The sequence below is a fragment of the Arthrobacter sp. YAF17 genome (genome assembly GCF_052113365.1).
Lineage (GTDB): Bacteria > Actinomycetota > Actinomycetes > Actinomycetales > Micrococcaceae > Arthrobacter.
The window spans coordinates 43,345-53,572 of sequence record NZ_JBFRDB010000017.1 but is presented as its reverse complement, the minus strand read 5'-3'; the positions used below and the strand labels follow the sequence as shown (position 1 = coordinate 53,572).

At 67.0% G+C, this 10,228-nt stretch carries 9 protein-coding genes; 6 read left to right on the top strand and 3 right to left on the bottom strand.

Annotated features, from left to right (window positions below; all coding sequences use genetic code 11):
- Nucleotides 1-48: 48 nt before the first annotated feature.
- Nucleotides 49-1,191 carry a non-hydrolyzing UDP-N-acetylglucosamine 2-epimerase gene (gene wecB, locus AB4Y67_RS14765; RefSeq protein WP_441406520.1) on the bottom strand — a complete coding sequence of 381 codons (1,143 nt, stop codon included), beginning with the start codon at nucleotides 1,189-1,191 and terminating at the stop codon, nucleotides 49-51.
- 125 nt (nucleotides 1,192-1,316) lie between these two features.
- On the bottom strand, nucleotides 1,317-1,595 hold the full coding sequence (locus AB4Y67_RS14760; RefSeq protein WP_441406519.1) for a hypothetical protein: 279 nt from the start codon (nucleotides 1,593-1,595) through the stop codon (nucleotides 1,317-1,319).
- A 231-nt stretch (nucleotides 1,596-1,826) separates the two neighbouring features.
- On the opposite strand from AB4Y67_RS14760, the gene AB4Y67_RS14755 reads away from it, so the two are divergent.
- Complete coding sequence (locus tag AB4Y67_RS14755) at nucleotides 1,827-2,873, top strand: LCP family protein (RefSeq protein WP_441406518.1); 1,047 nt, start codon at nucleotides 1,827-1,829, stop codon at nucleotides 2,871-2,873.
- A gap of 165 nt (nucleotides 2,874-3,038) precedes the next feature.
- Nucleotides 3,039-4,295 (top strand): glycosyltransferase family 4 protein, encoded by a 1,257-nt coding sequence (locus AB4Y67_RS14750; RefSeq protein ID WP_441406517.1) that lies wholly within the window; start codon nucleotides 3,039-3,041, stop codon nucleotides 4,293-4,295.
- A gap of 5 nt (nucleotides 4,296-4,300) precedes the next feature.
- Here the strand turns inward: AB4Y67_RS14750 and AB4Y67_RS14745 are convergent, their stop codons facing one another.
- Complete coding sequence (locus AB4Y67_RS14745; RefSeq protein WP_441406516.1) at nucleotides 4,301-4,888, bottom strand: YdcF family protein; 588 nt, start codon at nucleotides 4,886-4,888, stop codon at nucleotides 4,301-4,303.
- 149 nt (nucleotides 4,889-5,037) lie between these two features.
- On the opposite strand from AB4Y67_RS14745, the gene AB4Y67_RS14740 reads away from it, so the two are divergent.
- The 4 genes from AB4Y67_RS14740 to rsmD are packed head-to-tail and all read left to right on the top strand — an operon-like array spanning nucleotide 5,038 to nucleotide 10,043.
- Nucleotides 5,038-6,093 carry a thiamine-phosphate kinase gene (locus tag AB4Y67_RS14740; protein ID WP_441406558.1) on the top strand — a complete coding sequence of 352 codons (1,056 nt, stop codon included), beginning with the start codon at nucleotides 5,038-5,040 and terminating at the stop codon, nucleotides 6,091-6,093.
- A gap of 22 nt (nucleotides 6,094-6,115) precedes the next feature.
- Entirely contained in the window at nucleotides 6,116-7,135 is a 1,020-nt protein-coding gene (locus AB4Y67_RS14735; RefSeq protein WP_441406557.1) for a DAK2 domain-containing protein, read from the top strand.
- Complete coding sequence (locus AB4Y67_RS14730; RefSeq protein ID WP_441406515.1) at nucleotides 7,125-9,380, top strand: ATP-dependent DNA helicase RecG; 2,256 nt, start codon at nucleotides 7,125-7,127, stop codon at nucleotides 9,378-9,380. The genes AB4Y67_RS14735 and AB4Y67_RS14730 overlap by 11 nt, the downstream gene beginning before the upstream one ends.
- Nucleotides 9,381-9,422: 42 nt before the next feature.
- On the top strand, nucleotides 9,423-10,043 hold the full coding sequence (rsmD, locus tag AB4Y67_RS14725) for a 16S rRNA (guanine(966)-N(2))-methyltransferase RsmD (protein WP_441406514.1): 621 nt from the start codon (nucleotides 9,423-9,425) through the stop codon (nucleotides 10,041-10,043).
- The last annotated feature ends 185 nt before the right edge of the window (nucleotides 10,044-10,228 follow it).

Here is a 10,228-nt window from a genome sequence, read left to right as displayed (position 1 = left end):
AGGCTGAAAGCTGTATAGACAAAAGGTTCCGTCCGGCGCTAAGTCGCGCTAGACAGTAAAGTCTGCGACCCTCAGGCCGAGTCCAAGCAACTGCGTAATCGCTGCCACAGTGCGGTGAGCCGCACGGCCGTCACCGTAAGGATTCACGGCCTGGGCCATCGAATCGAAGTGGTCCTGGTCGTGCAGCAGACGGTCCACTTCTTTGAAGATCCGTTCCTCGTCGGTTCCGATGAGGGTTACCGTCCCGGCATCAACGGCCTCTGGCCGCTCTGTGTTGTCCCGCATCACGAGGACCGGCTTCCCAAGGCTGGGGGCCTCCTCCTGGACTCCACCTGAGTCGGTCAGGACGACGTGCGCGTGGGACAGCAGTCGGGTGAATTCGCCATAGGCCAAGGGTTCGGTGACTAGCACGTTCAGCTTCCCCTCGAGGGCGGGGAGTACAGCCTCGCGCACGGCCGGATTCTTGTGCACCGGTAGGACAATCACGAGGTCCGGCTCGGCGTCGGCGATTCGCGCCAAGGCCCGGCCTACTCCGCGCATGGCGTCCCCTTGGTTCTCACGCCGGTGGGTCGTCACCAAGAGGATCTTCCGGCCACCCGCTGCGAGGTTTTCCAACTGCGGGTCGGTAAAGGGAATCTTCTTGCCGACCGTGGTCAGCAGGGCATCGATGACCGTGTTGCCGGTGACCACGATGTCCTCAGGCTTTATCCCCTCGGCGAGAAGATTGTCCCTGCTGACGCTGGTGGGGGCAAGGTGGAGGCTCGCAATTTGGCTCGTTATCTTGCGGTTGGCTTCTTCAGGGAAGGGGGAGAACAGATCCCCGCTACGAAGACCGGCCTCGACGTGTACAACGGGAATTCCGTGATAGAACGCAGCGATGGCGCCGGCGGTGGACGTCGTGGTGTCGCCTTGAACGATCACGGCATCAGGCTTTTTCTGGGCAAAGAGCTTGTCCAGCCCGTCGATAGTGCGCGTCATGATTGCGGACAGCGACTGACGCTGCTGCAGGATATCCAGGTCGTGGTCCGGCACAATTCCGAAGAGCTCGTTGACCTGGTCCAACATTTCCCTATGCTGACCCGTGACGGTGACGACGCAGTCAAAAAGCTCAGATTCATGTAACGCAGCAACGATTGGAGCCATCTTGATAGCTTCGGGTCTGGTACCGAAGATCGGCATGATGCTGGGCATGGAAAATTCCCCCAAAGATGGTAGATGACGACGGCCTTGATGCTACGGGACCCCAAAGCGAATCGCTGAATCGGTGGCCGCTTCAGCGTCCGCCGAGGACATCTTAGGAAGAGTTGGTCGGGTCTTCAGCCCGCGAGAATCAAGGCAAGGACCAGAGCGGGGATGCATAAGGAGACAACAATCACCCCAATGAGCGCGATCAGCTTCTTGCGCTGGTACGGCGTCCTCCTGACGGCGGAAGTCTGACCTTCTCGCCTGGCACCTTCAGCTGCGGTGAGTGCCAGGGGCAGCGGCTCCACGCCCGGAACCAGGAGCGCATCCGAAATTTCCTCGTGGAAGGCGCGGCGCCTCAGGTGGCGCGGGGCGGCAACCAGCGGGGGAGCGTCGTCGGCAGGATTATCCAACAGCCGGTCCTCCTCGCCTCAATAGATCGCCAGCACTCTGACGGTTTCAACCTCGATGCCTTCAATTCTTACATTCCGGCCCGCTGATCCGCGCATCCGGGCCGCAGAAGCCCGGCACTCCTTGAAGCCGATTCCGCTGTCAGAGTCCGCCTCGCACCCGGTCCTCCGAGGTAGCCGTGACATACTGGGCCGAGCATTTTTGTCTGCTGTAGGAACGTTGGGAAGAAACTCATGGTCTTTGTCGCCGAAAATCAGGCTCTTTCCGAGGAGCCCCAGCGGCCCCGGGCGAAGAAGAAACGAACCGGGCGGAACGTGTTCCTCGGCGTCGTGGCGTTCTTTCTGGTCGTAGCAGTCGGCGCCGGGGTGTATGCCTTCAGCCTTGCCAGCAGCTTCAACTCCAAGTCCCAAAAGATCGAACAGGCGTTCCCCGATGATGCCGCCCGTCCCGCGAAAGTGCAGGAGGGCGCCACCAACTTCCTGCTCTTGGGCAGCGACAGCCGCGCCGCAACCTTGGGTTCAGCCGAAGCCGGCGGCTCGTCGGACCAGCGCTCGGACACGATGATGTGGGTCCACATTCCCTCGGACCACAAGAACATTTACATGATGTCGATCATGCGCGACACGTGGGTGGAGATTCCCGGTCACGGGGAGGCCAAGATGAATGCGGCGATGGCTTTGGGCGGCATTCCGTTGGTGGTGCAGACCCTGGAGGGGATGTTCGGCACCAGGCTGGACCACGTGGCCGTGATCGACTTTGAAGGCTTCAAGGCCATGACCGACGCCCTGGGCGGGGTCAATGTCAACGTTCCCCAAGCCTTCAACACCGAACAGTTCGCATTCGCCGCGGGCCAGCAGCAGCTGACCGGCGAAGAGGCACTTGCCTTCGTCCGTGAACGAAAGGCGTTCAGCGACGGCGACTATCAGCGCGTCAAGAACCAGCAGCTCTTCCTGAAAGCGCTCATGACCAAGTTCCTCACAGCCGAGACGCTGACCAACCCCGGAAAAATCAGCAGCCTGGTGGATACCGTCTCGCCGTACATCAGTGCCGACAAATCGTTTGACGCCGCGGCCGCCGGTGGCCTGGCAATCGGGCTTCGCGACGTCCGGGGCTCAGATGTGGTCAGCTTCACGCTGCCGACCTTGGGGATTGGTACCTCGAACGACGGCCAGTCGATTGTCCTTCGCGACGAGGCGGCGATAGACGGCATCAGCAAGGCACTGGCCGGTGATTCCCTCGGTTCCTACGTACAGGAAGCCGGACTCACCGGGAAGCGTTAGGGCGGACATCACGCGGCCCGGCGGGGCACTCAGTGCGGCGCGGCGGCTGCGCCTGGCAGAACAGGTATGATTACACGCTGGCGGTGCTAGGTCTTAGCGGTGCCCACTCAAGGTTCGATGACGAACACCATTACGCACCGAACTGCATTTGCTTTGGGGGAGCTGTTGAAAACATCACATGGGGCGCGCCCCCGGGCGACACGGGTCACCCTCCTCACACACTCCTACTGGCCCGAGAACAGCCCGCCCCAGCGCCGGTGGACGGCATTGCTGAAGGAATTCTGCGCCTACGGCTGGGAATTCGATGTGGTCACTCCGGTGGCCCACTTCCCGGCGGGCCGTCGTGAGTTTGCCCCCGGGCTCGCAGGACGGGCCTTCCGGCGGCAAAAAGGCCAGTTCACCGAACTGATCCGGCGCGTACCGTACCTGCCTCACGGCAACTCGCACCTGGCCAGGCTGCTGGACCATTGCTTCTCTGCAGCAATGTCGGTGCCGCTGGGACTCCTGACGCGCCGGCCGGACGTGGTGATCGCCACGGCCCCCAGCCTGCCGATCCTCGCCGCCGGCTATTTGTTGGCCCGCCTGCGGGGAGTTCCCCTGATCGTGGAAATGCGCGATGCCTGGCCGGACCTTGCCCGGGATTCCCGGATGGTGCGCGGACGCGTGAAGAGCGTCGTCGAAATGGCGGTGGACTTCATCCAGAAGCGCGCGGACCTGGTGGTCACGGTGACCGAGGGGTTCGCCGAGACCCTGCGGTCCCGTGGGCTGAAGAACGTCAAAACAGTGAGCAACGGCCTCCACGTTGACACCATTCCGTTCCTGGGATCCCCCGAGCCGGAGCGGGATGTGTTCGAGGCGCTTTACCTCGGAAACCACGGCAAAAGCCAGCGGCTCGACGTCGTCATCCGGGCCAGTGCGCTGGTGGGCGATGCCATGCACCTGCACCTCGTGGGCCACGGCACGCAGAGCCCGGCGCTGGAAAAACTGGCAGCAGACCTTGGAGCTCCCGTAACGTTCCATCCTTCGTTGCACGGCCAGGACGTGATGGACCGCTATGCCTCTGCGGACACCTGCATAGTCTCCCTGCGGGATGACTGGAAGTCGTTCGAGACCACCATTCCCTCCAAGACCTATGAGGTCCTGGCCGTCGGCCGCCACGTAACAGCCGTCGTCAAGGGTGAGGCCGCGCGCATTATCGAAGATGCGGAGGCCGGCGATATTGTGCCCAGCAGCCCGGAGGCCGTGGCCGCGCTGTGGCGGGAACTGGCCGCCGACCGCTCGAGGCTGGTCCGTTCCGATGCCAGCCGCCAATGGGTCAAGGAGCACGCCGACTATGCGCAGTTGGCAGAGAAGTACATGGACCTCATCTCCGAACTCTTGGGCGAAACGCCCGCCACTCCCGGCAATCAGGCTCTTTCGTAACCTGCTTAGGTGCCGGCCTGCGGAACAGCGCACTCCGGCCGCAGGGACACGTCCAGCAGGCCCCCGGTCTCGATAACAAACCGCCGCAGCCACTGCCCCATACTCAGTTGGGGGTGGGAGTTCACCATCTGAACGTCCGCCGTCGTGCACTGCTCCATCAGCCGTTGCGCCCTGGAGAGGTGATAGCTGGAGGTCACCACAGTGATTGACTTCCAGCCGTTGGCCTCGGCAATTTTGCCGATGGCGCGCGCCTCGCCGCGGGTGTCGTACTCGTCGGGGCGGAAGCAGAGCAGGCGAGGGTTGGGAAAGTCTGCCGCGTTGCAAGCGTCGTCGGCCGCGACGTTTCCGCGGGTGTCCGTATGGGACAGGACCAGAACGGGGATGCCGTAGTCCCGCTGCATCTGCTGCGCGACCGGCAGGCGTTCAGCCGCTGCACCGCCGAGCATAACGACCGCATCGGTCCGGTGCACGCTCAAGGGATCCACGTTGACGAAAAGTTGAATGGCGAACACCAGCCACAGCAGAGCGGCCGCCGAAAGCCACGCAAGAATCCGGGCACCCAAGGGATTCAAGGCGGGCAGGGGCAGGGGCATGAGTATGAGTCTCGCACGTGGCCTGCGTTGCGGGGAAAACGGTCGCCAAGGCTCTCGGCCGGCGGCCGGACGCGCATACCGCCCGATCAGCCGTTGTCACCCCGCCGAGGTAGCGTAGGGCTGTGCCAGAACGCCTGAATGAACCGCCCCTGACCGCCTCGCCACAGAACGCTTCACCACAGACAGCCCCGCCCCTGACCGTCGCGGAGCTCTCCGAGTCCCAGCTCCTGGAGCGCATCTTTCCGCGCCTGCATTACGGCCAGGAAAACAACCCGTCGCTGATCCTGGGCCCGGGCGACGACGCCGCCATCGTGGCAGCGCCGGACGGCCGGGCCGTCCTCAGCATCGATACCCAGGTGGCGGACCAGGACTTCCGGCTGCAGTGGAACAACGGCTACCGGACCACCGGCTACGACGTCGGCTGGAAGGCCGCCGCGCAGAACCTCAGCGACATCAACGCCATGGGTGCCCGCGCCACCTCCCTCGTCGTCAGCCTCACCATGCCCCCGGAAACGCGCGTCGCCTGGGTGGAGGACTTCGCCGACGGGCTCTCGGCGGCGATCCGGGAGCTGGGCGCCCCGGACTGCGCCGTGGCCGGCGGCGACCTCGGCCGGGGCCGCGAACTGGCCGTCAGCGTGGCAATCCTCGGCGCCCTGGACGGCCGGGCCGCCGTGCTGCGCTCCGGCGCCCGCCCGGGGGACACCCTGGCGCTGGCCGGCACCGTGGGGCGCGCCGCGGCGGGCCTCGCGCTGCTTGAATCGGCAACACCCGTCGAGGCGCTGGGCCAGGAACAGCGCGGGCTGCTGGACACCCAGTGCCGGCCCCAGCCCCCGCTCGCGGCCGGCCCGCTGGCCCGGGACTCCGGGGCCACGGGCATGATGGACATTTCCGACGGGCTGGTCCGCGACGGCAACCGGATGGCGTCCGCGAGCCACGTGGTCCTGAACCTGGACGCGGCGGTATTGGAGGAACTGGCGGCTCCGCTCCTGCCCGCCGCAGAACTGCTCGGCACGGATCCGATGGCCTGGGTCCTGGGCGGCGGGGAGGACCACGGGCTGCTGGCCACATTCCCCCCGGACGTTCAGCTGCCTCACGGTTTCACTGCGATAGGCTCGGTAGAAGCCCCTGCACCAACGGACAGCACGGGCGTCAAAATAGCGGGCAGGCCCGCTGACACTGTGGGATGGGATCACTTTGCAGACTAAAATTGCCGCCAACGCGCAAGCGATGAAGCGGTGGTTGAGCAAGGCAGAAACAACCCTTGGAAACCACAGCGACCGCCTGAATGCCATCAACATCTTTCCCGTCGCCGACGGCGATACCGGCACCAACCTCTACCTGACGGTGCGCGCCGCCGCCCGGGCGCTCCAGAGCCTGGATACCGCCGCGTTGCCGCAGATCAGCCCGGATTCGCCGGTGCATGCGTTCGGCCCGCCGGATCCGGCCCAGAACGACGTCGGCGCCGTCCTCGCACAGGCGGGCCAGACCGCCATGGAACAGGCCCGCGGCAACTCCGGGACGCTGTTCGCCGTGTTCCTCTGCGCCGCCGCCGAGCCCCTCGCGGGCCACCACCGGCTGAGCGCTCCGCTGCTGGCCGGCGCGCTGAACCGGGCCCAGCTCCGGGCCTGGTCCGCGTTGAGCGACCCGGTACCCGGAACCATGCTCTCCGTGATGGAAGCCGCCGCCCGCGCCGCGGCCGCCGTGGACTCGGCGCACGACGGCGACGACAGCAACCACACCCTTGGCCTGGCGCTGGACGCCGCGGTGGAAGCCGCCGCCGCGGCCGTGGTGCGCACCGAAGACCAGCTGGAGGCCCTGCACAACGCCCACGTGGTGGATGCCGGCGGCGTCGGAATGCTGCTGATCCTCGACTGCCTCCGCTCCGCCGTCCTCGGCGAGGAACTTCAGGACCAGCTGCTGGACGGACTGCACGGCTACAACGTCCAGGACCCGCACATCCACGCCGGCATGCCGCGGGACGAAGGCGTGGAAGTCATGTGCACCATCACTCTTTCCCCGCTCGACGCCGCCATGATGCGCCAGCGGCTCGACGAAATGGGCGACTCGGTGATTATGAGCCAGGTCGGCGGGGCCCCCGACGAGTCCGGCGCCTACCGCTGGCGGGTCCACGTCCACGTGCCCGACGCCGAGCCGGCCGTCACCCTGATCCGTTCCCTCGGTGTGCCCTCGGACATCAGCGTCAGCGAGCTCGCCGTGCCGGAGAACCCGGACGGACATGGACGCTGACCTTCACAACGCCGAACTGCACGTCGGCCTGGAGCGCCGGATTGGCAAGCGTTCCGCGGCGGTCATTGAAAAGCACCTCGGCATCACCACCGTCGGCGGGCTGCTGAACTATTTCCCCCGCCGCTACCTGAACCGCGGCGAACTCACTCCCATCAGCGAGGTCCCGCTCGATGAGGAAGTGACCCTCATTGCCCGCGTCGTCTCCAGCAGCACCCGGTCTATGCGCGCCCGCCGCGGTTCGCTGACCGACGTCGTGATTTCCGACGACGCCGCGTCCCCGGGCACCGGGATGGGCGGCGGCACGCTGAAGGTGAGCTTCTTCAACGGCTTCCGGGCCAAGGCCGAGCTGCAGCCGGGCCGCCGCGCCCTCTTCTCCGGAAAGATCACCCGCTACGCCGGCTCCCTGGGGCTGACCAACCCCGAGTTCCAGCTGCTGGACGAGGACCCGGACATCCCTGGCATGGACCCGGAGAAGCTCGCCGCCATGCCCATCCCGGTGTACCCGGCCACGGCGAAGCTGACCAGCTGGTCCATCCAGAAGGTCGTCACCACACTGCTGGACACCGCGGACCTGGACGCACTGCCGGACCCGCTGCCGGCCGGGATTGCCGCGCGGGAGAAATTCCTGCCGGTCGCGGACGCGTACCGGCTCGTCCACGCCCCGCAGACGCCCCCGGACTGGCAGCGCGCCCGCGACCGGTTCCGCTACCAGGAAGCCCTGGTGCTCCAGTCGGCTCTGGCCCGGCGCCGCGCCCAGCTCGCCGCGGAGGAGGCCACCGCCCGCCGGCCCGTTGCGGAGGGACTGCTGGCCGCCTTCGACCGGCAGCTGCCGTTCACGCTGACCGCCGGCCAGGCCGCCGTCGGCAAAACGCTGGCCGCGGAGCTCGCCCAGGACTCGCCGATGAACCGGCTGCTTCAGGGCGAAGTCGGGTCCGGCAAGACGATCGTGGCCCTGCGCGCCATGCTGCAGGTGGTGGATGCCGGGGGACAGGCCGCCCTGCTGGCCCCCACCGAGGTCCTCGCCGCGCAGCACTACGAGTCCATCCGCCGCACGCTCGGGCCGCTGTCCCGGGACGGCCTGCTGGGGGGCCTCGGTTCCGACGCCGTCCAGGTCTCGCTGCTGACCGGCTCCATGCCCACCGCCGCCCGGAAGCAGGCCATGCTGGACGCCGCCTCCGGCACCGCCGGGATCGTCATCGGCACCCACGCGCTGCTGAGCGAAAACGTCTCCTTCTACGACCTCGGCCTGATCGTGGTCGATGAACAGCACCGCTTCGGCGTCGAACAGCGGGACGTCCTCCGGTCCAAGGCGAGCAAACCCCCGCACCTGCTGGTCATGACCGCCACGCCCATTCCGCGGACCGTGGCCATGACCGTGTTCGGGGACCTCGAGACCTCCATCCTGGACGAGCTCCCCGCCGGCCGCGCACCGATCATCACGCACGTCGTGGGGCTTGCCGAGCACCCCGCCTGGCTCGGCCGCCTCTGGGGCCGCTCCCGGGAGGAGATCGACGCCGGCCACCAGGTCTACGTGGTCTGCCCCAAGATCGGCACTGACGACGACGGCGACTTCAGTCCCGGGGAGGCCGAACCGTCCGCCGCGGACCTCGAAGGCGACAACGGGGCGCGCGAACTGGCGTCGGTGACCGGCGTCGTCGAACAGCTCCGCGACGAACCGGCGCTGGCCGGCGTGACGGTGGCCCCGCTGCACGGCCGGCAGGACCCGGTGCTCAAGTCCGAGACCATGGCGTCCTTCACCGCCAACCAGACCAAGCTGCTGGTCTCCACCACGGTGATCGAAGTGGGCGTGGACGTCCACAACGCCACGCTTATGGTGATCCTGGACGCGGACCGCTTCGGCATCTCCCAGCTCCACCAGCTCCGCGGCCGGGTGGGCCGCGGCGGCCTGCCGGGCACCTGCCTGCTCGTGACCACGCTGGAACCCGGCCACCCGAGCCGGCGCCGGCTCGAAGCCGTCGCGGCCACCACCGACGGATTCGAGCTCTCCCAGGAGGACCTCAAGCTGCGCCGTGAAGGCGACATCCTGGGCGCTTCCCAGTCCGGCGGCCGGTCCACCCTGAAGCTGCTGCGGGTCCTGGAGCACGAGGACGTGATCGCCCGGGCACGGCAGGATGCCTGGCAGATCGTCGGCGGCGACCCGTCCCTGGGCGCCCACCCCGGACTCGCCGCGGCGATCGACGAATACCTCAATCCGGAAAAGGAGGCGTTCCTTGAACGCGGCTAACAGAAACCAGTCACTCGTGCATGTGTCTCAGGGGGCACGGCCATGAGCCGCATCATTGCGGGCGCCGCGGGCGGAACCACCCTGGTCAGCGTCCCCGGATCCTTGACCCGCCCGACGACGGACCGGGTCAAGGAGGCGCTCTTCTCCCGGCTGGACGCCTTCGAGGTCATCGCCGACGCCCGGGTACTGGACCTCTACGCCGGCTCCGGGTCACTCGGCGTGGAAAGCGCCAGCCGCGGCGCGAAGGCCGTGGACCTGGTGGAATTCGACGGCAAGGCCAGCGAGGTCTGCCAGCGCAACGCGGACCTCGTCAACGCGGTGGCTCGGCACAAGGTGGTCTCCGTGCACCGCTCCAAGGTCGAATCGTTCCTGGACCGGACCCAGGCCGGGATCCTCTGGGACCTCGTCTTCCTAGATCCGCCCTACCCCCTCGACGAACCCGCTTTGGCCGTGGTGCTGGCCAAGCTGCTCCCGCACCTGGCCGAGGGCGCCGTCGTCGTCGCCGAGCGTTCATCCCGGGCCCCCGAGCCGTCATGGCCGGACGGACTGGAGCGGTTCGCGGAACGCAAGTACGGGGAGACGAAACTCTGGTTCGCCGAACCCGGCGTGGAGGAGGGCCCGGAGGACGAGCCGGATCAGCCAGAGGACCCCGAGGGTACCTAGTCCCGCCACGGCGGGGCCGCCGCACCAGCCGCCGGAGCCCGGACATGCCCCGCGCAGGGGTTAGCGGATGGACATATTCCGGTTATGTCCGGTCCTGGGCGCGAGGACTGGACATGTCCTCCCGGGGGGAGCAGCCCGGCCACCGCACCTGACACCCGAGCCCGGGACATGCCCCGCGCAGGGGT

Bases quoted from the DNA above. Each gene is read 5' to 3' on its own strand.
- AB4Y67_RS14730 (WP_441406515.1), top strand. From the start codon at position 7,125: ATGGACGCTGACCTTCACAACGCCGAACTGCACGTCGGCCTGGAGCGC.
- wecB (WP_441406520.1), bottom strand. From the start codon at position 1,191: ATGCCCAGCATCATGCCGATCTTCGGTACCAGACCCGAAGCTATCAAG.
- AB4Y67_RS14755 (WP_441406518.1), top strand. From the start codon at position 1,827: ATGGTCTTTGTCGCCGAAAATCAGGCTCTTTCCGAGGAGCCCCAGCGG.
- rsmD (WP_441406514.1), top strand. From the start codon at position 9,423: ATGAGCCGCATCATTGCGGGCGCCGCGGGCGGAACCACCCTGGTCAGC.
- AB4Y67_RS14735 (WP_441406557.1), top strand. From the start codon at position 6,116: ATGAAGCGGTGGTTGAGCAAGGCAGAAACAACCCTTGGAAACCACAGC.
- AB4Y67_RS14745 (WP_441406516.1), bottom strand. From the start codon at position 4,888: ATGCCCCTGCCCCTGCCCGCCTTGAATCCCTTGGGTGCCCGGATTCTT.